This is a genomic window from Corallococcus exiguus (assembly GCF_009909105.1).
GTDB lineage: Bacteria > Myxococcota > Myxococcia > Myxococcales > Myxococcaceae > Corallococcus > Corallococcus exiguus.
This window is the reverse complement of the sequence record NZ_JAAAPK010000001.1, coordinates 600890-627713: the sequence shown is the minus strand read 5'-3', so window position 1 is coordinate 627713 and position 26824 is coordinate 600890. Positions and strand designations below refer to the sequence as shown.

At 70.5% G+C, this 26824-nt stretch carries 19 protein-coding genes; 12 read left to right on the top strand and 7 right to left on the bottom strand.

What is annotated here, in order from left to right; translation table 11 throughout:
- Positions 1 to 2: 2 nt before the first annotated feature.
- Positions 3 to 557: a hypothetical protein gene (locus GTZ93_RS02585; protein WP_169824949.1), complete on the top strand. Its 555-nt coding sequence runs from the start codon at positions 3 to 5 to the stop codon at positions 555 to 557.
- On the opposite strand, the gene GTZ93_RS02580 is transcribed toward GTZ93_RS02585, so the two are convergent.
- The 5 genes from GTZ93_RS02580 to GTZ93_RS02560 all read right to left on the bottom strand — a co-directional run bounded on the left by GTZ93_RS02580 (position 558) and on the right by GTZ93_RS02560 (position 7724).
- Positions 558 to 1268: a hypothetical protein gene (locus GTZ93_RS02580; protein ID WP_139919881.1), complete on the bottom strand. Its 711-nt coding sequence runs from the start codon at positions 1266 to 1268 to the stop codon at positions 558 to 560.
- A complete protein-coding gene (locus GTZ93_RS02575; protein ID WP_139919880.1) occupies positions 1268 to 2251 on the bottom strand; it encodes a hypothetical protein in 984 nt (327 codons plus the stop codon). The genes GTZ93_RS02580 and GTZ93_RS02575 overlap by 1 nt, the downstream gene beginning before the upstream one ends.
- Positions 2251 to 3789, bottom strand: coding sequence for a pilus assembly protein TadG-related protein (locus GTZ93_RS02570; protein ID WP_139919879.1), 1539 nt, complete (start codon positions 3787 to 3789; stop codon positions 2251 to 2253). Before GTZ93_RS02570 ends, GTZ93_RS02575 begins: the two co-directional genes overlap by 1 nt.
- Positions 3768 to 4565, bottom strand: coding sequence for a TadE/TadG family type IV pilus assembly protein (locus tag GTZ93_RS02565; RefSeq protein ID WP_120575147.1), 798 nt, complete (start codon positions 4563 to 4565; stop codon positions 3768 to 3770). The genes GTZ93_RS02570 and GTZ93_RS02565 overlap by 22 nt, the downstream gene beginning before the upstream one ends.
- Positions 4566 to 4664: 99 nt before the next feature.
- Positions 4665 to 7724, bottom strand: a complete 3060-nt coding sequence (locus GTZ93_RS02560; protein WP_139919652.1) for a helicase-related protein — start codon at positions 7722 to 7724, stop codon at positions 4665 to 4667.
- A 342-nt stretch (positions 7725 to 8066) separates the two neighbouring features.
- Here GTZ93_RS02560 and GTZ93_RS02555 point away from each other — a divergent pair, with 342 nt between their 5' ends.
- The 9 genes from GTZ93_RS02555 (at position 8067) to GTZ93_RS02515 (ending at position 21621) form a co-directional block, all read left to right on the top strand.
- Entirely contained in the window at positions 8067 to 9923 is a 1857-nt protein-coding gene (locus GTZ93_RS02555) for a sensor histidine kinase (RefSeq protein ID WP_126932930.1), read from the top strand.
- Between the two features lie 268 nt (positions 9924 to 10191).
- Positions 10192 to 12051 carry a cytochrome c3 family protein gene (locus GTZ93_RS02550; RefSeq protein ID WP_139919653.1) on the top strand — a complete coding sequence of 620 codons (1860 nt, stop codon included), beginning with the start codon at positions 10192 to 10194 and terminating at the stop codon, positions 12049 to 12051.
- Positions 12052 to 12078: 27 nt separating this feature from the next.
- Positions 12079 to 13242: an FIST signal transduction protein gene (locus GTZ93_RS02545; RefSeq protein WP_120575151.1), complete on the top strand. Its 1164-nt coding sequence runs from the start codon at positions 12079 to 12081 to the stop codon at positions 13240 to 13242.
- 7 nt (positions 13243 to 13249) lie between these two features.
- Entirely contained in the window at positions 13250 to 16216 is a 2967-nt protein-coding gene (locus GTZ93_RS02540; RefSeq protein WP_120575152.1) for a response regulator, read from the top strand.
- Positions 16209 to 16628 carry a response regulator gene (locus GTZ93_RS02535; protein ID WP_120575153.1) on the top strand — a complete coding sequence of 140 codons (420 nt, stop codon included), beginning with the start codon at positions 16209 to 16211 and terminating at the stop codon, positions 16626 to 16628. The genes GTZ93_RS02540 and GTZ93_RS02535 overlap by 8 nt, the downstream gene beginning before the upstream one ends.
- 212 nt (positions 16629 to 16840) lie before the next feature.
- A complete protein-coding gene (locus GTZ93_RS42420; RefSeq protein WP_219629085.1) occupies positions 16841 to 18442 on the top strand; it encodes a tryptophan 2,3-dioxygenase family protein in 1602 nt (533 codons plus the stop codon).
- Positions 18439 to 19584 carry an aminotransferase class V-fold PLP-dependent enzyme gene (locus tag GTZ93_RS02525; RefSeq protein WP_139919654.1) on the top strand — a complete coding sequence of 382 codons (1146 nt, stop codon included), beginning with the start codon at positions 18439 to 18441 and terminating at the stop codon, positions 19582 to 19584. Before GTZ93_RS42420 ends, GTZ93_RS02525 begins: the two co-directional genes overlap by 4 nt.
- Before the next feature lie 8 nt (positions 19585 to 19592).
- Positions 19593 to 20627 (top strand): methyltransferase, encoded by a 1035-nt coding sequence (locus tag GTZ93_RS02520; protein ID WP_139919655.1) that lies wholly within the window; start codon positions 19593 to 19595, stop codon positions 20625 to 20627.
- Between the two features lie 319 nt (positions 20628 to 20946).
- Entirely contained in the window at positions 20947 to 21621 is a 675-nt protein-coding gene (locus GTZ93_RS02515; RefSeq protein ID WP_139919656.1) for a dienelactone hydrolase family protein, read from the top strand.
- A 10-nt stretch (positions 21622 to 21631) separates the two neighbouring features.
- On the opposite strand, the gene GTZ93_RS02510 is transcribed toward GTZ93_RS02515, so the two are convergent.
- Positions 21632 to 22321 (bottom strand): response regulator transcription factor, encoded by a 690-nt coding sequence (locus GTZ93_RS02510; RefSeq protein WP_139919657.1) that lies wholly within the window; start codon positions 22319 to 22321, stop codon positions 21632 to 21634.
- 197 nt (positions 22322 to 22518) lie between these two features.
- Between GTZ93_RS02510 and GTZ93_RS02505 the strand changes: the two genes are divergently transcribed.
- Positions 22519 to 24489, top strand: a complete 1971-nt coding sequence (locus GTZ93_RS02505) for a CheR family methyltransferase (protein WP_257979284.1) — start codon at positions 22519 to 22521, stop codon at positions 24487 to 24489.
- A complete protein-coding gene (locus GTZ93_RS02500) occupies positions 24486 to 25742 on the top strand; it encodes a sensor histidine kinase (protein ID WP_161662626.1) in 1257 nt (418 codons plus the stop codon). The genes GTZ93_RS02505 and GTZ93_RS02500 overlap by 4 nt, the downstream gene beginning before the upstream one ends.
- 10 nt (positions 25743 to 25752) lie before the next feature.
- On the opposite strand, the gene GTZ93_RS02495 is transcribed toward GTZ93_RS02500, so the two are convergent.
- Positions 25753 to 26802 carry a chemotaxis protein CheB gene (locus tag GTZ93_RS02495; RefSeq protein WP_139917335.1) on the bottom strand — a complete coding sequence of 350 codons (1050 nt, stop codon included), beginning with the start codon at positions 26800 to 26802 and terminating at the stop codon, positions 25753 to 25755.
- Positions 26803 to 26824 lie beyond the last annotated feature (22 nt).

Below are 26824 nucleotides of genomic sequence, written 5' to 3'. Positions count from 1 at the left end.
AGATGGCCCGAGACGACAACGACGGTGGTGGCTTCACCGGCAAGCGCAACAAGTCCTACCGCGAGTTGGACGCGCAGCGCGGCAAGAGCAAGTACCACTCGCGCCAGGACGACCCGGCGCAGCAGAAGCTGGAGCGCAGCGCCAGCTACCAGAAATACAAGACGGCCGCGGACGCCCTCTTCACCGGCGGCGAGCTGCCGGAAGGGCTCGCGAAGACGTTCGACCCCGAAGGCAAGCGCAAGGCCCAGAAGGACGCCCTGCGCAAGGTGCAGGAGTCGGAGACGCGCGCGGACTGGGTGAAGGGCGTGGTGGACTACCTGGAGAAGTATCCGGACCTGCCCGAGGACGCGTACTTCCTCGACAGCCTGCTGGACCACCCGCGCGAGCGCATCGTGGACAAGGCGCTGGCGAAGCTGGAGTCGCTCCAGGAGGCGGGCACGCTCCAGAAGAAGCTGCCCAAGAGCCTGGACCAGCGGCTGAAGTCCATCGAGCTCACCAGCCTGGACCCCGACATGCAGGGCCGCGCGAAGGTGCTGCGCGAGAAGCTGCGCGCCTGATCAGCGCGCGCGCTGCTGGTGGATGAGCACCACGTCGCGCTGACCCTCCTTGGAGGGCTGGTGCGTGAGCCGCAGCTCCGCGCCGGGCCGCGAGTACAGGCCGGGCTCGTCGCCGCGCTTCCACCCGGCCTTCGCCAGGGCGTCGTCGTAGAAGGCCTCCACCTGCTGCCCCGTGAGCGGCACCTGGAAGGTCAGCGTGCGTGAGCCCTCCGCGTTGACGCGCAGCACGCCGTTCGCTTGCGGCGGCAGCGGCGCGAAGTCCCCCGCCGCTTCCTGTGGACGCGCCAGCGCGTGGTTGGCCTCACCCAGGTACAGCGTAGTGGTGCCATCCGGCCGCGGCATCATCACCACGGTGTAGGTGATGCGCCGCTTTGGATCCAATGCGGTGAGCATGGCCGCGTTGTTCGCGTACTGCGCCTGCTCCTTGCCGGGCGGCACGTAGAGGCCGCCGTCGCGGAACGCGTCCGCGAAGCGCTGCACCAGGTCCCGGATGTTCTCCTTCACGTGCGCCGCGCGCAGCGCCACCGGGATGCCACCCGCCTCCACGATGTCGCTGGACTCCACGTGGGCGATGACCTGGAGCCGGGGCCACGCGAAGCGCGGCGCGGCCTGCTGCACGCCCGCGTCCGGCACGCCCGCGTCGGGAGCCGCCTGGGCGGACAGCCCCAGCAGCAGCGAGAGCACCGCTCCCGCCACGCGCCCGGCGCGCATCAATGCGGCACGCCTCCCAGCCATTTGTTGCGCCGGCCGTCGTTCCGGTAGGTGGGGGAGAGGTTGTCCGCCACGAAGGGGGTGGTCTCCCAGACGGTCTGGTTGCCCGCGTGCGAGCCACCGATGCTCTGCTCGTAGTTGCTCTCCGAGCCGCGGAAGCTCATGAAGAACTGGTCCTCGTTCACGCCGCCCACCGCGCCCACGCCCGCCATCAGCGCGGCGCCGGCGCTCCCACCGCCGCCGTTCTCGCGGTACACGCTCTCCGCCCACCCGTAGTAGTCCACGTTCCCGCAGGTGCCCCCGCTGTCGATCATGAGCGGGCACTCACGGCCCTCCGCCACGGAGGACAGGCCCCAGTCATCCAGCAGCATGAAGAAGCGCCGGGTGCAGCGCCCGCCCGACGCGCGCCCCGCCGCGCACACGCGGAACTGGTCGCTGGCGAGCCGGTGCGACACCTTGAAGAACTCCGGCTCCATGAAGTTGCCCAGCCGCTCCGCGCGCAACGTCGTGGAAGCGTTGCAGGAGATGCCGTCGGACTGGGTGGCCATGGCCAGCCCCAGCGCCGTCGAGCCTGGATCCGCGTCCACCGGGCGGGTGCCCAGGATGTCCACGGGGCTGCCCGCGGGCCGCGTCGGCTCGCAGTCCACGTTCACCCGCGTGGCGCGCGCGATGGCCAGTTGGAAGGTCATCGCGCCGCTGGCGTGGCTGGCCCGGCCGTCGAAGTCCTGGTAGCGCCCCGCGGCCTCCGACGACGCCAGGGCCTCCGCGTTGGCGCGCTGGAAGACGCCGGCCTGCGGGTTGTGCATCACGTGCCCGGTGGCCTCCCACAGCGCGAAGTTGGCGGCCTCCTGCACCTTGAGCGTCAGCGCGCCCACCTCCGCGAAGTAGATGCCGAACAGGAGGATGGTGACGAACACCATGGAGCCCAAGGCCGTCTCGACGAGCGCCTGTCCCCGGCGCGACGTGGAAGCGCGCGCGCGCATCAGTACTTCCCTCCCGTGCTGCTGCCGCCCCGGTAGCCGGCGTTGTCCAGGCGGCGCAGCGCTTCCGCGTGCTCGGAGAAGCCCGCCTGCTGCAGGCTGTTCGCGGGCTTGTCGTCGCGGGCGCCCTCGGTGCTCACCAGCGTGGCGCGCCAGAAGGGGTTGAGGAAGTTGGGCGGCTCCTCCCAACCGCCGCCCACCGCCGCCGGCCGGGGCCGGTGGTAGTAGGCGAGCCCCGCGGCCAGGGCCACCTGGTTGCGCTGCACGTCCTCGCGGCCGGTGGGCAGGATGCGCCCGAGCGGCGCCGCGTTGTCGAACTCCGTCTCCTGGTTCGCGAACTTGAAGGTGAACAGCAGGTTCCACGGGTCCGGCTTCGCGCGGCGTGCGTCGCTGGCGTAGTCGCGGTGGAGCATCGCGTACAGCTTGGGCTGGCCGTAGTCGTTCTCGTCGGCGTTGCCGTGCAGGAGCCCCGCGTTGAAGCCCACGGAGTAGGGCCAGATGCCGGGGCACACCACGCAGGCGCCCAGCGTGTGGCGCTCGTCCACGGTGGTGTTGTTCTCCGCGCCCTGGCCGGGCGGCGCCTTCGCGCCGTAGACGTGCTGGTCCTCGTTGGACTGGCGCTCGTCGGACATCACCCACGCGTCCGTCGCCCCGGCGGTGTAGGGGGTCCCGTCCGGGCAGACGCCGGTGACGGCGCGGCCGTGGTCGTGCGCCCACGAGTTGCGGCCGGAGATGGTCTGATAGGTGGAGGAGTCCATCGCGGACGCGCTGCCGTAGTGATGGAAGCCCGGGTTGTGCGCGGCGGCGCCAGAGCCGAAGCCCGCGCTGCCGCTCCCCCGGTTGTGCACCCACGTCCAGCCCAGGCTGCCCATGGTGGCGTTGAGCGTGGCGGTGCCCTGGCCTCCGCCCGTGGGCATCACCGCGCCGGAGGTCGCCGGCACCGAGCCCGTCTTCTCCTGCTGCATCAGGTCGTCGTAGCTGGAGCCGGAGGACGCGCCGCCGGACACCTCCGCCAGGGACTTGTTGGCGCCCTCGGGCTGGGCGGCCAGCTCCGGGTTGATCTCCTTGGCGATGAGCCGGGTGAGGTTCTGGTTCGCCAGGTGCGTGCCCACCAGATGGTTGTAGATGGCCAGCTCCGCGCGGAACATGGAGCCCGCGCGCCCCTGCAGCACCTGCACCTGCGTGGCTGCCGCCTCGTCCAGGGCGGACCAGTCGTTGCCGGGCATGGCGCACGGGGACAGCTGCCGCGCGGCGTACTGCTGGCTGCCGTAGCTGATCATCGACTGCGTGCCCGCCATGGCCACCATGTGGGCAATCTGGGCGCGGTTCATCACCGCGATGGCGTTGAACGTGCGCGCCGTGGACACCGCCTGGCTGTAGGCCGCCGCGTCCGCCGCCATCTGGATTTCGACGCGCTCCTTGGCGCGCATGCCGAAGCCCAGCGTGAGCAGCACCATCAGCGTGAGCAGGAGGAACGTCAGCGAGAACAGCACCAGCGCCTGACCGCGCGCGCCGGACTTCAGAAGCCGTGCAGGCTGCATCCGGCACCTCCATTGAAGTTCGACGCCTTCACCGGGGTCATCATCCGCATGGCCGCGTGGACCTGGATGGGGAACAGGTAGTGGCCCTGCGCGTTCCAGCGCAGCATCCGCTCACCCAGGTCGCCGCCGGGCCAGTCATCCGGCCCCAGCTCCACGTCGGTGTCCGCCCACCAGTCAGACTGCTTCTGCGCCGGGTTGAGCGGGTTCGCGTCCGTGTAGTTCTTGAGGTGGAACTGGGCCAGGAACATGCGGCTCATCACCCAGTCCGCGAACGGGATGCGCATGTAGTACCAGGCCACCATGCGGATCTCGAGCGTGCGCCGCTGCATCTCCGCATTGGAGTCCGTGGGCACGTCGAACAGCAGGTCCTCGTCGCCCGCGAGGCTGCGCACCCAGGCGGGATCCGGGGACTCGCGGACGATCTCCACCATGGGCCCCTCGGTGAAGAGCGTCCCCCGCGAGCCGCGCACGCGCAGGTAGTTGCGCTTGCGCTCGTCAAAGGCGTTGGCCAGCTGCGCGGGCGTGCGCGTGTGCTCCACCGTGGGCAGCATCGTCACCAGCGCCGCGTGCGTCATCGCCTCGCAGCTGCCGTGGTTGAGGCTGCCCGCGCGCACCGCGCGGTACACCGCCACCTGCGCCAGGATGCGGCCCTGCAACAGCATGAAGAGCTGCAGCGAGCCCAGCACCATGAACACCACGAGCGGCATGCACAGCGCCGCTTCCACCGCGGCCTGACCGGATTCGCGCTGCCGACGTGGGGGGTGGGGAAGGGCCATGGGGGAGGCTGCCTTCCTCCTAGATTCTCGGTGATTGGGGAATCGGTCAAATGGACGAAGCCCCGACAGGACCGATTCCATTGTGACACAACTGTTTACTCACCGATTGAGGGTGAACCCGCAGGCCGCGTCCAGCGCCACCTTCGCCCCCGCGAGCGCCTGGAGCAGGCGCTCGTAGTGATTGCGCTCCGCGTCAACCTGGGCCTCCACCTCCTCTGGGGGCAGGCCCTGGTGGGAGAGGGAGAGGCGCAGGCGGGCGGCGGCCGCGTCGCGCTCCGCCTCGATGGCCGCCCGGGCCTTCTTCGAGGACCGGCCAAGCTCCGCCTCGGCGGCGGCCTGGGCCACGGGCAGCGCGGCGTCCACGAAGGCGCCGAAGCCGGGGAAGGCCTGGTGGACTTCATCCCCCTTCAGGGCCTTGCCGTCGGATTCCAAAGCGGTGAGTACGGAAACGTCCGCCACGGGGCCCTGGGGACCCTCCACCACGGCCACGGGCAGGAGGGTGCGGGCCAGGAAGCGGGCCAGCTGCCGGCTGGGCACGCGGGCACCGGGCGAGGTGTCCTGGGGCTCCGGCAGCTGGACGTGGAAGAGCAGCTCCAGGCCGCGCGCGGGCTTCTTCACGCTGCGCTTCTCGATGTGGCGGAAACCACTGCGGCCGTAGGGGCCGTCCTTGAGGAAGCCGAACAGCGCCTCCACCAGCGGGTGGCCGGTGGCGAAGTACTCCAGCTCCTCCGCTTCCACCGCGGTGTCGCGCCAGAAGGTGCCCAGCAAGGTGCGGTCCTGCATCACGTCGATGCCGGGCAGGCCTTCCACGTTGAGCGCGTGGCCGAACTGGAAGGCCACCTGGAAGGCCTCCACCTGCTCGTCGGTGTCCACGCCAATGCCCACGCGGCGCGCCAGCTCCGTGACGGTCTCCTCCAGGCGCTCGTCCAGGTCGCGCGCCACGCTCCACAGCCCGTCCTCCAGCGGCGGAGCCTCCTCGTCGGAGTCCTCGTCGCCAGGCTCATCCCCCATGCGCTCCTGCGCGCGCGCCACCAGCCGGGCCACGGCGGGCTTGTCGAAGCTGCGCACGTCCAGCAGCGGGTCGTACGCGCGCTTCACCTGCTCACGCGCCGCCTCCACGCGGGTCTTCAGCTCCGCGGCGTACTCCACGCGCGCCTCGCGGGGCAGCAGGGCCAGGTCCGCGATGCGGTCCTCCACCTCCTCCAGCACCGCGTCCAGGCCGCCCACCGTCTCACCGAAGACGCCCACGGCGTCCGCCAGCAGCATCAGCACGTCCGACGCGAGCGTGCCCGCGGGGTCGAAGACGTGGATCTCCACCGGGTGCGCCTGCCCGATGCGGTCCAGGCGGCCGATGCGCTGCTCCACCGTGGAGGGGCTCCACGGCAGGTCGTAGTGGACCAGGTGATGCGCGAACTGGAAGTTGCGGCCCTCGCCGCCCACCTCCGTGCACAGGAGCACGCGGGGGCCTTCCGGGTCACGGAAGCGCGCCACCTGACGGTCGCGCTCCACGAGCGGCAAATCGCCGTGGTAGCCCAGCGCCTCCACGCCCTCGCGCGACAGCTCCGACTGGAGCGAGTCCAGCGTGTCGCGGCTCTCCGTGAACACGAGCACCTTCGCGCGCGGCTCCGCATTCCAGATGCCGCGCAGCACGCCCACGAACGCGAGGAGCTTCGCGTCCCGGCCGGTCAGCTTGAGGTCCGCGCCCTTCAGCGCCGGGTTGGACTTCACCGCGCCCATGAACGCCGCGGGGCTGGACTCCAGGCGCCGGAGCACGTTGGCCAGCGGAGCGCCGCGCAGGCTGCCCTTCGCCAGCGTGGCGAGCGCCGTGTCACGCGCCGTCAGCTCCTCTGGCGTGAGCTGCACCGGGTGCCGGTGGAGCCTGCGCGTGGAGAAGCCACCCACCACCGCGCGCCGGTTGCGCACCAGCCGGTCGGACAGGCTGTACGTCTCCGCCAGGTGCGCGAGCAGCGCCTCCTTCTCCTTCAGCGTCTGGAGACTCGCGTCCTCCGGGAAGCGCTTCGCCAGCGCGGCCACGGCGGCCTTCGCGGCCTTGCCGTCGCCCTTGCCTTCCATGAGCGCGCGCACCGCGGTGGACAGCTCCTCCTGGCGCTGGAGCCGCGCCTCGAAGCCGTTCACGGACGGCGCCGTCGCCGCGTCGATGAGGGTGAGCAGGCCGTGGTACTCCGCCGGATCCAACTGCATGGGCGTGGCGGTGAGCAGCAACAGGCCCCACGAGTTCGCGGCCAGCCCCTTCGCGGCGGCGAAGGCCTTCTCGCCCTTGAGGTGGTGCGCCTCGTCGATGATGACCAGGTCCCAGAAGGCGTCCTCGGCGGCCACCTCTTCGCGGTGCTCGCGGGTGCGGCTGAGCAGCTCCAGGCTTGTCACCACCAGCGGGAAGCGCGCCCACGGCGAGACGTCCGGCGCTTCCTTCAGCGACTGCTCGTAGCGGTCCGAGTCCATCAGCGTGAAGAGCTGGTTGAACTTGTGGAACAGCTCCACCAGCCACTGCACGGTGAGGTGGCTGGGCGCCACCACCAGGCAGCGGCGCGCCAGGCCCACCAGCCGCAGCGCGCTGAACACCATGCCCGCTTCAATCGTCTTGCCCAGGCCCACTTCATCCGCCAGCACGAAGCGCGGCCGGCGCGCGGACAGCACGCGCTGCACCACGCCCACCTGGTGCGGCTTCACCATCACCCGGCTGGCCAGCAGCGCGCCCAGCGCGTCACCCCGGCGCTCGTCGTCCAGCACCAGCGCCTGCTTGCGCAGCATGAACGCCTTCGCGTCCCCCACCCGCCCGTCGCGCAGCGTGGACAAGAGGTCGGAGCGCGGCGCCAGCGCACGCACCTCCGACTCCGGCAGCTCGTCCTCCTCGCCCGTGTCCTCGAAGCGCACCACGTAGCGGCGCAGTCCGCGCGCGCCCGGCTCCTCGCCCAGGACGGTGGCCTTGCGCCCCTTCGGCGTCTGGATGGGCTCGCCCTTGGGCAGCTGGTAGGGAACCAGCGCACCGCCGCGCGTGGACACCAGCACCGGCGCATCCTCGCGGGACGGGAAGGCGATGAGGGCCTTGGCCCCCTGCTCCTGCAGCGACAGCAGATGCCCCACGCCCCACTCGGGCTGCGGGAGGTAGCGGACCTTCAGACCTTCGACGAGAGACGCCATATGCCGTGCAACACCTGGGTGACGAGGAAGGGGCGCTGCATAACGTCCCGGCGCCCGGAAGGCCATTTCACGGGCACCTCCACCTCTTCCAACCCCTTGATTCCAGGCCCGAGCTCCCGGAAAGCGCCGGGGCATCGTCCACCATCCGACAGCCCCGCCGCGTCCTGCCCGCCAGACCTTTCCCATCCCTGCGGGTAGGGTCCATGATTTCATGACAAACAGGTAAAAACAGGGTTATAGGATACCCTGCCCGACAGTGCGATGTCGCTCACCCCACCTTTTCGGTGATGTTGAGCGTCCTTCTGCACAGAAGCGCTCGGTGCCGTCGGGGGGGAGTGCCACATGCTGCGACGTTGGACCTTCGCTCAGCGGGTCGGGGCAGGTCTGTCCGTATGCCTTCTGGCCGGACTCATCCTGCTTGCCACCCTTGTGTCCACGGCCCACACGCTGACGGTGGACGACGGGGCCGTCCTCCATCACGCCTCCGACATCCTCTCCGGCCTGCTGGGCCTGGGCGCCCTGGTCGCGCTGGTGGTGGTGCTGCGCAACGCGCTGGGCCCCATGCACGCGGAAGCCGTGCAGAGTGAACAGCGGTTGCACCTGTTCATGGATGGCGTGAGCGACTACGCGCTGTGCTTCCTGGAGCCGGATGGCACGGTGTCCTGCTGGAGCACGGGCGCGGAGCGGCTCACCGGATGGACGTCCTCCGACATCGTGGGCCAGCGCGTGGAGGTGCTGCACGTGCCGGACGCGGTGGCGCACGGCCTGCCCGCCTCCCACCGCGAGCGGGCCGCGCGCGAGCGGCGCCTGCAGGCGGAGGGCTGGCGGATCCGCAAGGACGGCTCGCGCTTCTGGGCGGAGACGCTGCTCACCGCGCTCTACACGGAAGGCGGCACGCTGCAGGGCTTCGCGGAGGTGACGCGCGACATCACCGAGCGCAAGCGCACCGAGCGCATGCAGGCGTTGCTCGCGGAGGCGGGACGCGTGCTGCAGCCGCAGGCCGGCGCCAAGGAGCTGGGAAACGCGCTCACCCGCCTGTGCGTGCCGGAGATCGCTGACGCGTGCGTGCTCTACCTGCCGGACGGTCAGGGCGGCGTGCGCCCCGGCGCGGTGACGTGCGCGGACGCGGCCACCCAGGCGCGGCTGTGGGAGCCGCTGTTGCGCAGGCCCTCGCAGGACGAGCCCGGCCCCGCGCGCGTCATGCACACCGGCCGCGCCGAGCGCTTCGCGGAGGTGGATCCAGACCGGCTGCCCTCCTCCGTCAGCGACAGCACCTGCGCGGAGCTGTGGCGCGCGCTGGGCGTGCGCTCCGCGCTGAGCGTGCCGCTCGTCGTGGACAACCGCGTGCTGGGCGCGCTGTGCCTGCTGTCCACCCGGCCCCACCGCCACTACGGCGCGGTGGACCAGGCCTTCCTGGAGGAGCTGTCCGCGCGCGCCGCGCTGGCGCTGGACAACGCCCGCCTGCTGGCGGCGACGCAGAACGCGCTGGAGCTCATTGGCGTGGCGGCGCACGACCTGGGCACTCCGCTCAGCTCGCTGCAGCTGCGCCTGCGCCGCGTGCGCCTGCAGTGCGCGCCCGCGAACGCGGAGGACCCACGCCTGCGCGAAGGGCTGCTGCTGGCCGAGGATGAGACGAAGCGGCTGGGGCAGCTGGTGCACAACCTGCTGGACCTGTCGCGCCTGTCCGGCGGCCGGCTGGTGCTGGAGGCCCGGCCCATGGACCTGGCGGAGCTGGCGCACGAGGTGACCGCCCGCCACGAGGACCAGGCCGCCGCCGCCGGCTGCGCCCTCACCGTCCACGCCCGCGACGCGGCCCGCGGCCGCTGGGACCGCCAACGCCTGGACCGCGTCCTCACCAACCTGGTCAGCAACGCCCTCAAGTTCGGCCGGGGCCAGCCGGTGGAGGTGCATGTGAACGTGGATGAGGACTCACACCGGGTCCAGATGTCGGTGCGGGACCACGGCGCCGGCATCCCTGCCGAGGCGCAGCAGCGCCTGTTCACCCGCTTCGAGCGGGTCACGACGGACAGCCGCGCGCCGGGCTTCGGCCTGGGTCTCTACATCGTCCGCCAGCTCGTCGAAGCCCACGGCGGCACCATCCGCGTCCACTCCCGGCTGGGAGAAGGCTCGGAGTTCACGGTCGAACTCCCGTTCACCCTGGAAGCACAGGAGGAAGTGGGAAAATCGATTCGAATATGACCCTCCCGGGTGGGTTGCGCCCCAGAGGCCCTTCCCATCCAGTCACGGACAGTTCGAGTTCGCCTCTGGGTGGAATAATTCTCAGAAGTTGAATCGCTCTGTTGATTGTGGATATTCTCCGTGTGGCTAGAACTGCTCGTTTCCGGCAAAAGCCGGATTTGAGAGTGACCCTCCGCCAGCGTCCCCCCGACGCAAGGGCACCCGGGTCCACTGGCCGCGACGCTGCTTCGGCAGCCGTCCGCACATACGCGTTCGGAGGAGTCCCCTCATGGCTGGAACTGACACGATTCGGGAGCGGTGTTCTCGCACTTCCCCCCACCTGTTCACGGCGGGCCGCGCGAGCCTGCTGGCGACGCTCGCCAGCCTGACGGTGGCGTGCGGTGGTCCGGAGTCCACGGAGCTGGAGTCCTCCGCCAACGTGGAGCCGCAGCTCGCGGTCCAGGGCCAGGACCTGTCGCTGGGCGACATCCTGGGCGGCGGCAACCGCGAGCCGGCCGTGGGCCTGGCGCTGGAGGTGGACAACGGCAAGGGCGTGCCCATCAAGGTGAAGGCCGGCCAGAGCTTCTGGGTGAACCAGATTGACCTGCGCGCCTCCATCACCGCGTCGAAGGACGAGGGCGTGGACGGCCTGCGCCAGAACAGCGACTTCCTGGCCATCGGGTGGTCGGGTGTGCGCCTGGCGGACCAGGAGTTCGTGGGCCTGTCGAACCCGGACGGCACCTTCACCCGCCGCCGCTTCTACCGTGACGCCGCGTGGATGAAGGCGACCAGCCTCTTCACGGTGGAGCCGGTGGACTCCCGCGGCGTGCTGACGGGCGCGCCGGTGCTGCTGAACATCGGCAGCGACGACACCCGCCGCACGGAGCGCGACGACTTCTTCATCCGCCGCATGCGCGCCATCCAGTGGACGCGCGACTGCCGCTCGCTCACGGACTGCAACGGCGCCCGGGCCTATGAGGAAGAGGCCCTGGTGGAGCTGCGCAACGCGTACGACCACGCGAAGAAGCAGACCCTCACCTTCAACTCCCGCACGGCGGGTCTGCGCCTGCGCTGGAGCCTGCGCCCGTTCGCCCCCTACTACATCCCCGTCACGCAGGTGTCCCAGCCGGAGTTCAGCTACGGGTTCGGCATCGACATCAAGCCCGTGACGGCTCCCCGCAAGGACGGCACGTATGCCCCCGGGTCGGACGTCACCTTCCAGATGACCCTGAAGGACGGCAAGGGCAAGCGCCTGCACAAGGCCGGGAGCCTCCCAACCTACAATGAGGTCGCACCTCCGGGCGCTCCCGGTAGCCCGGGCGGCATCCAGTACTATCAGGCGTTCTTCAACCCCACGACGACCTACTATCGCCGCAAGCACCAGGAACGGATGATGATGACGCAGCTCATCGGGCCGGCGCAGGACATCCAGCCCATCCGGACCATCGTCGACCTGGAGGCCTTCCTGGATGACTCGCAGGACGTGCAGACCATCGCCACCCCGGCGCGCGACGGCGTCTATGCGCAGTTCATGACCTTCCCCCCCGCCAACAAGCTGTTCGGCGGCGCCTTCTTCCCCAACGACGGCCGCTGGGACGCGCCCGTGAGCGACACCTGGACCTACACCCTGCCCGCGGACGTGAAGCCCGGCACCTACCTGGTGACCGCCAAGGCGCGCCGCAATTACCTGGGCGAGGACATTCCGGCGTCGCGCACCATCGAAATCCAGGTGGGGACGAAGACGCACACCAGCGCGGCCCTGACCACGGGTCCGTGCAACACCTGCCACAGCAAGGGCGGCGATCTGGGTGAAGTCCTCCATGCGAACGACAACCGCGCCGCGTGCGCGTCGTGTCATGCTCCGCTGGGCTTCGAACTGGAAGGGCCCATCTTCGTGCGCACGCACTTCATCCACTCGCGCTCCAACCGCTTCGACGCGCCCCTGGAGAAGTGCTCGTCCTGCCACCTGAAGCAGGAGACCACGCAGCGCACCAGCAAGGCCGCCTGCCTGTCGTGCCACAAGAGCTACCCTGAGAGCCACGTGGCGAAGTTCGGCCCCATCGAGAGCATGTACGTCGGCGGGGGCCGCGAATCGTTCCAGCAGTGCACCGGCAGTTGTCACAAGACACACCCCGGCGCCGGCTTCTAGCCGCCGCCGGTTCGCACGGAGGTCCTCATGGCGCACGTGAAGATGCAGACGGCTCGTTCCACCCTCACGGATCCGGTCGCCGTCGCCGAGGACCTCCTGCGCCAGTTGCACGGCCCCCCGCCGAAGCTGGTGACGCTGTTCGCGGCCCGCCAGCGCGACCAGCGCGCGCTCAACCGCGCGGTGCGCGAGCGGCTGCCGAAGGACACCCGGCTGGTGGGCGCCACCACCGCCGGGGAGCTGGACAACAACGGCATCCACGAGAACAGCGTGGTGATGGGCGCGCTCTCCGGCGACTTCGAGGTGGGCCTGGGCCTGGGCAGCGGCCTCACCGGGGACGCCATCGCCGCGGGCGCGCAGGCCATCAAGCGCGCGTGCGAGGAGCTGGGCGTGCGTCAGCAGGACCTGGACGCGCGCCGGTACGTGGGCCTCGTGATTGACGACGGCTTCCGTTACAAGAAGGAAGAGCTGCTGCTGGGCATCCTGGAGAAGAACCAGACCCTGGTGCTCGTGGGCGGCGGCGCCAGCGACTCAGAGACGGACCCCGCGCGCCAGTCCGCCCTCATCCACGTGGATGGCGAAGTGGCCGGCGACGGCGTGCTGGTGGCCCTGTTCAAGACGAACGCGCCCTGGGCCGCGCTGCGCTCGCACTGGTACGTGCCCACCGGCGAGCGCATGACCATCACCAAGGTGGATGAGACGCACACGCGCGCCCTGGAGATCGACGGCCAGCCCGCCGCCCGGCGCTACGCGGACATCCTGGGCGTGGAGAACATCGCGGACCTGGAGTTCGGCCGGCCGGGTGGCTTCGCGCTGCGCCCCACCGCGCTCAAGGTGGGCCGCGAGTACTTCATCCGCGCCGCGTGGCGCCCCCTGGAGGACGGCTCCATCCTGTTCGCCAACCTCCTGGAGGAGGGCAGTGAGCTGGACCTGATGAAGGCCGGCGACCTGGCGGGCATGACGCGGGACTTCTTCCAGGAGGAACTGCCCAGGCGGGTACAAAACCCCCAGGCCGCCCTCCTGTTCCACTGCAGCGGACGCCTGTGGTACGCGCAGGCCCAGGGCATGTTGCCAAAGCTCTCCGAGGCCATGAAGCTTGCACCGTCCGCTGCTGGGATGAACGTGCAATTCGAGATCTACTCGGGCTTCCACATCAACACCACGCTGACCGTGCTCGCGTTCGGCTCCAACTAAACAGACCATGGCCCACCACCCGTTCGACGTGGCCCAAGCCGAAGCGCCCCTCGGTTACACCCTGTCCCTGCTCCTGGTGGGCAGCGAGCGTGAGACGCGCGCCATGCGCGACGCGTTGGAGAAGGAGGACATCCTCTCCATGCTCACGCTGGAGCCCGTCAGTACGCGGGAAGCCCTGGAGCAGGCGCTGGAGCGCCCCTGGGCCCTGGTGCTGGTGGGGTCCGAGCTGCCGGGCATGACCTGGGAGGACGTCCAGGCCGCCTGGGTGAAGCGCGGCCGTGAGACGGCCTTCGTGGTGAGCGCGCCCACCTGGAGCGCGGACACACTGGCCGCCGTCATGCGCGCCGGCGCGCGCGACTACGTCAGCGAGGACCGCTACGGCCACCTGCCCTTCGTGGTGGCGCGCGAGCTGCGCCTGCACGCCGAGCGCGCCCAGCACCAGATGACGGGCGTGGAGCTCAAGCGCACCAACTACCTGCTCAGCAACATCATCGACGCGCTGCCCTTCGTGCTGTTCGTGAAGGACGCGGAGACGCGCCGGCTGGTGGTGGTGAACAAGACGTTCGCGGACGCGTTCCGGGTCACCAAGGAGTGGTTGCTGGGGAAGCTGGACCACGACTACTTCCCCAAGGAGCAGGCGGAGTCGTTCATCGCCATCGACACGGAGATCCTCGAGACGCGCAAGATGAAGACGTTCGAGGAGGTGGCCCGCGCGGACGGCGTGGACCGCATCTTCGCCACGCGCAAGATTCCGCTCCTGGACGACCAGAACGTCGCGCGCTTCGTGATGGGCGTCACGGAGGACATCTCCGACCGCAAGCAGAACGAGGAGGCCCTGCGCGCCTCCAGGGATGAGCTGGAGGCCGCCAACAAGCAGCTGGCCGCCAGCCTGGAGGAGATCAAGAAGACGCGCGCGGTGTCCGCCCGCTCCCTGGCGAGCTACCAGCAGCGCGCGCTCCAGATGGAGATCATCCGCCAGCAGAACGAGGACCTGGACCGGCTGGCCCAGGAGCTCTCCGTCGCCAAGCGCAATGAAGAAGAGCGCGCCCGCGAGGCGGAAGGCGCCGTGCGCCTCAAGAGCGAGTTCCTGGCGAACTTCAGCCACGAAATCCGCACGCCGCTCAACGGCATCATCGGCTACTGCGACCTGCTCATGCGCGAGGAGGGCAGCCGCCTGACGCCGCACGGCCGGCGCGACCTCAACGTGGTGAAGACGAACGCCAAGACGCTGCTGGCGCTCATCAACGACATCCTGGACCTGTCCAAGATTGAAGCGGGCCGCGTGGAGGTCGTCACCGAGCCGGTGGACGTGCAGGAGCTGGCCGACGAGTGCATGGCCACCGTGAAGGAGTACCTCAAGGGCAAGGACGTGGCCCTCACGGTGAACGTGGACACCGAGGCGAAGGAGATCCGCACCGACGCGCTGAAGCTGCGGCAGATCATGCTCAACCTCTTGAGCAACGCGGCCAAGTTCACGGACACGGGCGAGGTGGCGCTCACGGTGGTGCCCGCGGGCGGCGGCGAGCTGCTGATGACGGTGGAGGACACCGGCGTGGGCATCCCGTCGGATCAGCTCCCCTTCATCTTCGAGAAGTTCCGCCAGGTGGACGGCACCACCACGCGCAAGGTGGGCGGCACGGGGCTGGGGCTCGCCATCGTGCGCGAGCTCACCCGCGTGCTGGGCGGCACGGTGGACGTGAAGAGCACGCTGGGCCGCGGCTCCACCTTCACGGTGCGGCTGCCAGACGTGCTGGCGACGACCGTGGGCGCTGACAGCCCGCACGCCACGGAGCGCCTGGTCCCCTTCCACGACGTGGCCCAGAAGCTCGCGCCCATGGCGCGGCCGGGCAGCACGGTGATGGTGGTGGACGACGACGTGCTCATCCAGCAGCTCGTCACGGGCCAGCTGGAGCCCGCGGGCTTCAGGGTGGTGACGGCCAATGACGGCCTCGCCGCGCTGAAGCTGGCCCGCGAGGTGAAGCCGCAGGCCATCCTGCTGGACATCCACCTGCCGCGCATGGACGGCTGGTCCGTCCTGAGCCAGCTGAAGAGCGACCCGGCGCTGGCCGCCATCCCGGTCATCCTGGTGTCGGTGGAGGAGCAGCGCGCCCGCGGCTTCAGCCTGGGGGCGTGCGAGTACCTGGTGAAGCCGGTGGAGCCGGAGCGCCTGGTGGACGTGGTGCAGAAGAGCCTGGCCTCCGCGGGCGCGTCCGCCGCCACGGGCGACGTGCTGGTGGTGGACGACGACGCGGCCACGCGCGAGCTGGTCAGCCGCAACCTGCGCCGCGCGGGCTTCTCCACCAACGAGGCGCGCAACGGCGAGGACGCGCTGCTCAAGGCGCGGGTGTCTCCGCCGTCGCTGGTGGTGCTGGACCTGATGATGCCGAACCTGGACGGCTTCGAGGTGCTGCGCCGGCTGCGCGCGGAGAAGCTGTCCGTGCCGGTGGTGGTGCTCACCGGCAAGACGCTGTCCACCGAAGAAGAGACGCTGTTGCGCGACGGCTTCGCGGGCTTCGTGCGCAAGGGCGGCCACGCGCTGGAGGACGTCATCGCGCAGGCCAAGGGCCTCTTGATGACCCAGCGGGCGGCGTCCGCGGGGAAGCTGCCTCGCGTGCTGTACGTGGAGGACAGCGAGCAGAACCGCGACATCGTCCGCAGGTACCTTGGCGGACTGTATGACCTCATCGAGGCGGAGGACGGCGAGCAGGGGCTGGAGCGGGCCCGCAACGACGCGCCGGACCTCATCCTCATGGACCTGTCCCTGCCGCGGCTCGACGGTTGGGAAGTCACGCGCAGGCTCCGCGCGTTGCCGGATGGGCAGAACGTGCCCGTCATCGCCGTCACGGCACACGCGGGTCGCGAGTACCAGGACAAGGCTCAGGCGGCCGGTTGCACGGCCTACATGACCAAGCCCCTGGACCGCGATCAGCTCATCGAGACGATTCGTCAGTACCTAGGGAGAAGCCATGGCTGAAGCCAAACCGCGCGTCCTTGTCGTGGACGACGATCCGGATCTGCTCGACCTCGTGCAGCGCTCGCTGAGCGCGTACGGGTTCGATGTGCAGACCCACACGTCCGCGTTGGGCGTGTCCAACATCGTGCGCGCCTCCGAGCCGGACTTCGTGCTCATCGACGTCAACTTCCCCGCCCTCAAGGGGGACAAGGTGGTGGGCCTGGCGCGCCAGTACGCGCCCCCCGGCACCCGCTTCATCCTCTACTCCGCCTCGGATGAGGCCAAGCTGCGCTCGCTGGCCATTGCCTCCGGCGCGGACGGCTACATCTCCAAGAGCGTTCAGGGCGCGGAATTGGCGCAGAAGCTCCACGCCATGCGCCTCAAGCCTCGCCCGGCGTCGCCCAACCGGAATCCCTCACCGGTTGAGAGCTGACCCACCCCCTGGGTGAGCCCGACCCCTCGGGCCACCCCGTACTCCGGACGGATGGGAATCTCAAAAATCGATAACCAGCAAGCCCTGTATGACTTGAAGTTCACCAAAAGGGCTGTAAGGTAGTCGCTTCTAGAGATTTACGCGCTCACTGTTCCTCCCTACTGGGGCGCGCTCTACCCACCACGAACTGCCTGCGTCCCCCCGGAGGCACCTTGCATACGTCGACCGATTACAGCCACGCCGAAAAGCTGAAGCAGGAGCTGACTCAACCCCTGTTCAACGTGATGTTGAAGAAGTGGGTGGGCAAGGGCGAGCTGGACTACGAGCGCTACCTGCACACGGACACCCTGCTGGCGCTGCAGTCTCCGGAAGGCGAGCTGGTCTCCCATGACGAGCTGATGTTCCAGATCGTCCACCAGTCCCAGGAGCTGTACCTGAAGCTGGCGTCGCGGGAGATGGTGGAGGTGGTGGCGGAGATGGACCGCGACGCGCTGTGGGCGGTGTCCGCGCGGCTGGTCCGGGTGCAGAAGATCCTCTCCGGCATCAGCGCGGAGATGGCCATCCTGGAGACGATGACCCCGTCCGAGTACCAGGTCATCCGCCGCAGCCTGGGCAACGGCAGCGGCCAGGAGTCGCCGGGCTACAACACGTTGCGCCTCGCGGCGGACGGGCTGGAGTCCGCCATGGAGCGCATGCTGGCGCGTCGCGGGCTGACGCTGTTCCAGGTCTATTCGGCTGGGGGGCCGAAGGACCTGCAGCACGTCTGCGAGCAGCTGGTCACGGTGGATGAGAGCTTCCAGGGATGGCTGTACGCGCACTACCAGCTGGTGCGCCGGACGATTGGTATCGACCGTACGGTGAAGGCGCTGGACGGGCTGCCTTCGCAGGTGCTGCAGGCGCGCATGACGCTGCCGCTGTTCCGCGCGCTGTGGGACGTGCGCGTGGAGCTGACCGCGGGCTGGAAGCGCGAGGGTGGCTACACGCCGGGTGAGTCGCGCGGTGGCGGCTGCCCGATGGCCGCCATCAACGCGATGAAGGACACGGCGGTGAACATGCCGGTGGCCCAGGCGCAGGCGGCGCACGCCCATGTGGCGGCGCACGCGCAGCACGCCTCGGCGGCGCACGCGGCCCCGGCCCATGCGCATGAGGCGCGCACCGGCGGCGGCTGCCCGATGAACATGCAGCACGCTCCGGCGGCCCACGCCTCCGCGGTCCACGCTCCGGCGGCCCACGCGGCCCCGGTCCACGCTCCGGCGGCCCACGCTCCGGCGGCCCACGCGGCCCCGGTCCACGCTCCGGCGGCCCACGCCTCCGCGGTCCACGCCTCCGCGGTCCATGCGCACTCCGCTACGGCCCACGCTCAGCACGCCTCGGTGGCTCACGCCGTCATGGCGCATGCTTCGGAGGTCCACGCGGCCCATGCGCAGCACGCCTCGGTGGCTCACGCCGCGACGGCTCACGCGGCCCCGGTCCCTGCGCACGAGGCGCGCACCGGCGGCGGCTGCCCGATGCATGCTCAGCACGCGCCGGTGGCCCATGCTCCGGCCGTCCACGCACAGCCGGCTCTGGCTTCACACGCTCCGCACGCGGCGGCCCATCCTCCGCACGTGGCGCACGCGCCGGTGGTCCACGCCCCGCACGCGTCGGTGCCGCACGCGCCCGCTCCCCATGCGGCCGCGGCTCCCGCGCCGGTGATGCACGGACCGCATGCGGCGGTGCCCCACGCTCCGACCCCTCACGGGCCTCATGCGCATCCGCACGCCGCGCATGCATCGGCGTACGCCCACGCCCAGGAGCTGCGGAGCCAGTCGTGACCGTGGCGGCACTCCCGGGAGCCCTGCGCGCGGAGTACCCGCTGCTCCAGACCTGCACGTACCTCAACAGCAACTCGACCGGGGCGCTGCCCCGGGCCGTGGAGGGCGTGCTGGCGCAGTACTGGAACACGATGCGCGCGTGGCGCGATGACACCTGGGACAGGTGGCTGTCCCAGATGCAGGCGTACGCGGACGGGGTGGCGGAGCTCATCGGCGCACCCGCCGGCTCCGTCGCGCTGGACACCAACCTGAGCGCGCACCTGTCGCGCCTGGCCTCGTGCCTGGAGTTCACCGGAGAGCGCCGCCGCGTCGTCATCACCGACCTGGAGTTCCCCACGGTGCCCTTCATCTGGAAGGGCTTCGCGCGCTACGGGGCGGAGCTGGTCGTCGTCCCGTCGAAGGATGGCCGCGTGGACGAAGCCGCGCTGGAGGCGGCCATCGATGAGCGCACGCTCATCGTCTGCGTCGCTCACGGGGCCTTCGCCACCGGCGCCGTGCTGGACGTCGCGCGCATCGCCAGGGCAGCGCACGCGGCCGGAGCGCTCATCGCCACGGACGCGTACCAGACCGTGGGCACCGTCCCCGTGGACGTGCGCCAGCTGGACGTGGACTTCCTCATGGGCGGCGCGCACAAGTGGCTGGGCGGCTCCGAGGCCGCCTTCCTGTACGTGCGCCCGGGGCTCCTGCCCACGCTCCGGCCCGCGGTCACCGGCTGGCTGGCCGGCGCGTCACCGCTCGGCTTCCAGCAGACGACGGACTACGCGCCGGACGCGCGCCGGATGATGGGCGGCACGCCCGCGCCGCTGATGGTGCTGCTGTCCCGTCCCGGCCTGGAGCTGCTCAAGGACGTGGGCATCCACGCCGTGCGTGAGCACTCGCTGAAGCTCACCGGCCAGCTGATGGCGCGCGCGGACGAAGCAGGCCTGCGCGTGGTGACGCCGAGAGAGCCAGACCAGCGCGGCGGCGTGGTGGCGATGAGCTTCCCTGGCGACGCCCAGGTGACGGCGCGGCTGGTGGCGCGCGGCTTCATCTGCAGCCACCGGGGCTTCCTGCGCGCCGCGCCACACTTCTACAACACGCTCGAGGAAGTGGACGCCTTCATGGACGCGCTCATCGAAGCGCAGCACAATGAAGCCGCATGAGCAGCCAGATGCCTCCCTTCACACGTGAGGCGCCGTCGCCTCGCGCCCTGCTGCACCTGCTGTTCAACGGCGCCCGCGCGATGGACGTCGTGGAGACCGCGCTGAAGCTGGGCCTGCTGGACGCGCTGGAGCCCGGCCCGGTGACGCTGGGCGAGCTGGCCACGAAGTACGACCTGCGGCCCAAGCGGCTCTACAAGTTCCTCGACTGCCTTGAGAGCCTGGGGCTGGTGCAGCGCGAGCAGACCAGCGACGCGCTGGAGGCGGCGCGCTACCGGGGCGTGCCCGGCCTGCGCGAGGCGGCGGAGCTCGTGCTCGGCGCGGGGTCGCTGGAGCGCGACCGCGAGAAGTACGACTGGAAGGCCCTGTACGGCCGGCTGCCGGAGACGCTGCACGGCCAGCACTCCATGTCCGCCACGTCGTTCGACTGGCCTCCGCGCACGCCCGAACAGGTGGAGGGCTTCGAGGCCAGCATGTCCGCGGGCCTGGGCCCCATCCTGGAGACGTTCCGCGCGCACGCGAGCACCCTGTGGCCCTCCGAGGCCCGGCTGCTCGACGTGGGCGGCGGGGACGGCACGCTCGCGGAGCACCTGCTGCGCCAGCACCCGATGCTCTCCGTGGACGTCTACAACCTGCCCGCCACGGAAGCCCTCGTCGCGCGCACGCGCGAGCGCGCGGGCCTGCCCGCCAAGCGCCTGGGCTTCGTGGGCGGCGACTTCCTGAAGGAGCCGCTGCCCCGGGGCTACGACGCGCTGTCGCTCGTGCGCGTGCTGCATGACTGGCCCGCGGAGGTGGCGCGGTCGCTGATGCAGGCCGCCTTCGCCGCCCTGCCCTCCGGCGGACGCCTGCTCATCTGCGAGGAGTTCCGCACCCCGGAGCGGCTGGCGGCCCAGTTCTTCTGGTCCTACTTCCTCATCGGCGTGGACACGTGCGTGAGCCGGCTGCGCGAGGTGGAGTTCTACCTGGAGGGGCTCACCGCCGCGGGCTTCACGGACGCGCACGTGCTGCCCGGCCCCTTCGAGCTGGTGGTGGCCACGAAGCCCTGAACCGCCCCACCCCGTCAGGGGTGGCGTGCGAGGAAGGGCGCCCTCCCCGGGGCGCCCTGGCCTGCCCCGCGGGCCCTGTCCTACGCTGGACACCCGGCCCCCTCCGGCAGGTCACAACGGGTGGGGCCATGTTCAGACTGTGTCTCAGCCAGACGCGGTAACCAGCCACACGCAGACGGGAGGAGCCTGTATGACAGGTCCCCGGTCACGAACGGGGTTGAATGCGGTAGGGCAGGACCACGGGTGGGAAGAAGCGCGGGAGTCCGAAGCGCGACGTGGTGGCAGGCCGGCGGCGCGCACGCATCTGGAGCGCGAGGTGATGGTGCCGGTCGATGACGCCGTCCTCGTCCGAGGACGGCTGGCGGTGCCCTCGGGGGCCCGGGGCGTGGTGGTGCTGGCGCGCGGCAGCGACAGCAGCCTCCAGAGTCCACGGCTCGCGCAGACCGCGCGCCTGTTCCAGGCGATGGGGCTGGGCACCTTGTTGATGGACCTGCTCACCCGCGAGGAGATGGAGGAGCGCAGGACGCGGCAGTTGCGCTTCAACGTGGGCCTGCTGGGCATGCGCATGGCGGGCGCGGCCCGTTGGCTGAGGCGCGAGGGCCCCTCCGCGGGCCTGAACGTGGGCTACTTCGGCGCGCACACCGGCGCGGGCGCGGCGCTGTCAGCCGCGGCCTTCCGGCCTGATCAGGTGGAGGCCGTCGTGTCGCGTGGCGGCCGTCCGGACCTGGCCGGCGCGGTGCTCCCCAAGGTGCAGGCACCCACCCTGCTGCTGGTGGGCGGCGCGGACACGCTGGGCCTGGACATCAACCGCCGGGCCTACGAGGCGCTCCGCTCCGACAAGCGCATGGACATCATCCCGGGCGCCACCCACCACTTCCAGGAGGACTCGGAGCTGGAACAGGTGGCCGAGCTCGCCGGGGAGTGGTTCCTCCAGCACCTGGGCGACCCCCGGGAAGCGCTGGAAGACGGCGCGGAGGAAGCCGCGCCACCTTGAGGGAACAGCCTCAGGCCAGCACGGGACGGGTCACGCCCAGCTCGCACGCCATCACCGCGAGCTGGGCGCGGTTCTCCGGTCCCAGCTTGCGGTAGATGCTCGTCAGGTGGGCCTTCACCGTGCGCTCGGTGATGCCCAGGTGGGCGGCGATCTTCAGGTTGTCCGCGCCGGCCGCCACGTAGCCCAGCACCTCGCGCTCGCGCAGGGTCAGCCGTGACAGCGCGGAGCCCGGCATCTCAAGGTCGTCCAGGTTCAGGGCACTGGCGTGGAGCATGTCCACGGGCAGCAGCCGCTCGCCCCGGGCCACACGCCCCACGGCCCGCACCACGTCGTCAACGCCCGCGTTCAGCTTGCACAGGTAGCCCGCCGCTCCCGCCTGGAAGCAGCGCTCCACCACGTCCGGCTCCTGGTGTCCGGACAGCACCAGCGCGCGCACCTGCGGATGGAAGTCATGCAGGTACTTCAGCGCGTTCAATCCGTCCTCCGCGCCCTCACGGCCCACGTGCTCCAGCCGCAGGTCCACCACCGCCACGTCCGGCGCGGCCGCGCGCACGTTGGAGAGGAACGTGCCTGTCTCCGCGCACCGGGCCACCACCTTCATCCCCGCGCCTTCGAGCAGGGCCACCAGGCTCTCGCGGAACACCTGCTGATCTTCCAGCAGTGCGACGCGGATCTCCCGCCCCGTTGAGTTCAGTTCCATGGATGACACCCTTGCCCTCCCATCGCTTGGTCATCACCCCCTGGGAAGGGACATCCACCCTACGTCATCCCGCCGCCCCCTGTGAAACCACTCCCCGCGTGAGCTTGGCGGAGGAGAAGGGCAGCGAACGTTTTGTCGTCCGAGACCCAGACGAAGAGTATGCCCGACAGTGTGTCCCCGAGAGGGGATTACCAGTCTTGCCCGTTCAACCCCCGCTGAGCTACGTCCGTCGGATGGCGCCCAAGCCTCCACGCGACAGCGAGCTCGAAGCCATCCTGGAGAAGGTGCGTCAGGTGCGGAACTTCGACTTCCGCAATTACAAGCGGGCCACGCTGCAACGGCGCATCGAGCGGCGGATGCAGGCCACGCGCTGCAAGAGCCGGGCGGCCTACCTGTCGCTGCTGGAGCGGGACCCCACGGAGGTGAGCACGCTGGTCTCCTCCATGCTCATCAAGCTGACGTGCTTCTTCCGGGACCGCGAGGTCTGGCAGGCGCTGGAGCAGTGCGTGGCGGAGCTCGTGCGCCAGCGGCCGGACACGGAGCTGCGCATCTGGAGCGCGGGCTGCGCCACCGGCGAGGAGGCGTACTCGCTGGCCATCATCGCCGCGGAGGCGATGGGCCCGGGCTACCCCGGCGCGGAGCTGAAGGTGTTCGGCACCGACGTGGACGAGGACGCCATCGCCACCGCGCGCCGGGGCATCTATACGCCGGAGCAGTTGGAGAACGTCTCCCCGGAGCGGCTGGCGCGCTTCTTCGTGCGCACCGGCAACAGCTTCACGGCGCGCAAGGAGATCCGCCGCGCGGTGGTGTTCGGCGTGAACAACCTGGTGTCGGACGCGCCGGTGTCGCGCATCGACATCATCCTGTGCCGCAACGTCTTCATCTACCTGGACTCGGAGCTGCAGAAGCGGGTGCTGGCGCGCTTCCAGTTCGCGCTGCGCCGCAACGGCCTGATGGTGCTGGGCCGCTCGGAGCTCATCCCCTTCGCTGCCCGGCTCTTCCGGCCCATCGACCTGGCCCGGCGCATCTACCGCAAGGACGGCCACGCGGAGGTGACCAGCACGACGCAGGACCGGCTGCCTCCGGAGCCCGTGAGCCTGCCGCGCCTGCTCGAACCCAGTCAGGACCTCGAGCGCACCTTCCTGCGCGACCTCCTGGACTCGCACCCCTGTCCGCACATCGCCACGGACAACGACGGCACGGTGACGCTGTGGAGCCGCGCTTCGGCCCGGCTGTGGAACCGCAATGAGGGCGAGATGCTGGGCAAGAGGTTGGCCACGCTGGGCCTGGCGGGCCTCAGCGGCGACCTGCTCGTCGAACAGAGTCAGCGCGTGCGCTCCGGCAACTCCGAGCGGGAGACGGCCGACGGGATGCTGGAGATCGCCAACGGCGAGGCCCTCGCCCTGCGCATCCAGGTGGTGCCCCTGCGCGAAGCAGGGGGCGGCCGGCAGGGCCTGCTGTACATCGTCCACGACATCTCCCACCTGCGCGGCGTGGAGCAGAACCTGCGCGCGGCGCAGGAGGAACTGCAGGCCATGCAGCTGCGGATGCAGTCCTCCACGGAGGAACTGCGCGCGTCCAACGAGGAGCTGGAGACGACCAACGAGGAGCTCCAGTCCGCGAACGAGGAGCTGCAGACGACCAACGAGGAGCTCCAGTCCACCAACGAGGAGCTGGAGACGACCAACGAGGAGCTGCAGTCCGCCAACTCGGAGCTGGACGCCACCAACCGCGAGCTGGCGCACCGCACGCTGGAGATGGACGCGCTCACCTTCTGCCAGCGAACCATCATCCGCACGCTCTCCGCCGCGGTGCTGGTGCTGGACGGCGACGGCCGCATCACCACCTGGAACCTAGCCGCGGAGCGGCTGCTGGGCCTCACCGAGCGCGAAACGGTGGGCCAGCTCTTGTGGTCCCTGCACGTGCCCGCGCTGAAGCGCGCGCTGCTGCTCAAGCTGCGCCGCCACCTGCAGGAGAAGCGCTCGCTGCGCCTGGAGGGCATCGCCTACCAGTTGCCGCACGGAGGTAAGGGCAGCGCCACGCTGGTGGCCACGCCGCTCATCACCGACACGCACGTGCTGGGCTCCATCATCCTCTTCGAGGACACCACCCGGGCCACCGCCCTCCTTGAGGAGAACCGGACCCTGCAGGAGAAGCTCAAGGCATGAGCCCCCGCCGCGAGCCCCCGCCCTCCGCCGTCCCGGGCCCCAGCGTCCGGGAGTCCCAGGGACTCCTGGGCAAGTACCGCGAGCTCATGAAGAAGCACACCGCCCTGGTGCGCAAGTTGGGGGAGCACACCCGGCGCCAGGTCATCACCTACAAGCTGTCGCGCTGGGCTCTGGAGACCAGCGACAGCGCGCTCGCGGTGATGAACGCCACCAGCGTGGTGCTGGCCAACAGGCGCTGGCACGTGCTGGGGCGGCTGCGCGGTCCCTGGCGGCGCGAGGAGGACGGCGCGGAGCGGATGGCCCTGCGCGACGTAGGCCAGGCGGAGGCGGCGGCGGTGCTCGCGCATCCCGAAGGCGTCACGCGCGTCACCCGCTACCGGCAGGCGCGGGAGGCCCAGCCCCGGGTGCTGGAGGTGCGCGCCGAGCGCGTCACCGGCAACATGCAGGGGCAGGTGCTGATGCTCGCGCGCGACATCACCGAACAGGCGCGCGCCGAGGAGGAGCTGGCGAACGCGCGCGCCACCCTGCTGGAGCGCGAGAAGGTGCGCGCCCTGGGGGAGCTGGCGGCGGGCATCGCGCACGACCTGCGCGCCACGCTCAACGCCATGCGGCTGCGGCTGGAGCTGCTCCAGCGCGACGTGGACCCCGCGGGCCAGGGCCAGCAGCACCTGGACGCGCTCACGCACGTTGTGTCCGACGCGGAGGCGCGCGTGGAGCGGCTCCAGGCCTTCTCCCGCAGCAAGCCCGGCACCGTGCTGGAGCGCGTCCAGTTGACGGGCGTGGTCCGCGACGCGGTGGACATCGTCCGGGGAGGCATCGAGCACCAGGCGCGCCAGGGCGGCCACTCCCTGCGCCTGGACGTGGAGCTGCCCGAGGGGCTTCCCCACGTGTCGGGTTCCGCCATGGAGCTGCGCTACGTCGTCATCAACCTGATCATCAACGCGCGCGACGCGATGCCCCGGGGCGGCGCCATCCGCCTGCGGGCCTTCCGGTTCGGAAGGGCGGTGCGGCTCACGGTGGAGGACGAGGGCACCGGCATCCCGGAGGAGCACCTGCTCAACATCTTCAAGCCCTTCTTCACCACCAAGGGCGACAAGGGCACCGGCCTGGGACTGTCCATGGCCCACGGCGTGGTGACGCAAGCGGGCGGCACGCTCACCGCGGCCAACCGCCCGGAAGGGGGCGCGGTGTTCACGCTCACCTTCCCCGCGCTGAAGGCCGCTCCCGCCCCGCCACGCGGCGGAGCGCGCTGACCCTGGGACCTCAGCTCAGCTGCTTCGGCTCGTCGGGGAGCCTGGACTCCGCGGACGCGACGCCGGACGGAGGCGCCGCGAGCACCGCCTGACGTAGCAGCTGCACCTGGGCCTCGGCCGTGCGGGCGCGCTCGTCGAAGCGCAGCGCGGAATGTTCATGGCTGCGCTGCCGGGCCTGCATCGCCAGCCGGCGCGACAGGGACGCGCTCTCCTCCAGCGCGCGCAGCGCGGCCCACATCGCGCCGTCCAACTGGTTCTGCTGCGAGCCGGACAACGCCTCCGCCGTGTACGCATGGCCCGTGCGGCAGCGAAAGCGCAGCAGGCCGTCCTCCTCCAGTTCGAAGAGCACGCCGCCACAGTCGGGGCAGCCGTAATAGGAGGGCTTCGCGTACTCCAGCGGGGAGGGCGGGTCGTCCATGGAGGGGATGTCCACCTTCATCGCCTTCACCTCCGTCTCCACCTGCCGCGACCGCTTGCGCGAGCGCGGCGCGGCGGGCGTGGCCACCAGCCGCGTCAGCAGCGCGCCCATGCCCTCCAGGGGCACGCAGTGGTCCACCGCCACGAACTCCATCGCACTCCGGGGCATGTCCGGACAGAGCGCGTCGCGCGGGTCCTGCACCACCGCCAGCCCCCCCTCCCGCTTCACCGCCAGGAGGCCACCGGTGCCGCAGTCCAGCGCGCCGGTCAGCACCACGCCCACGACGCGCGGGCCATGGGCGCTCGCGGCCGAGCGGAACAACGGATCCACCGCCGGACGGTGCCCGTTCTCCTTGGGGCCCTTCATCACCCTCACGCGGCCCGGCTCCACCAGCAGATGTCTGTCATTGGGCGCCACGTAGATGCGGCCCGGCTCCAGACCTTCCCCATCCTGGGGATGGTGGGCCGGCAGCGGACCGGAGCGGGTGAGGATCTCCGGCAGGTAGCTGCGGTGCTGGGCCGGCACGTGCAACACCAGCAGCACGCAAGCGGCCAGGTCTCCAGGCAGCTGCCGCACCAGTGCGGTCAGCGCCTCCACACCGCCCATGGATGCGCCAATGACGATGATGTCGTGACGTTGCACGTGTCTCACCCCTGGCGGCGCG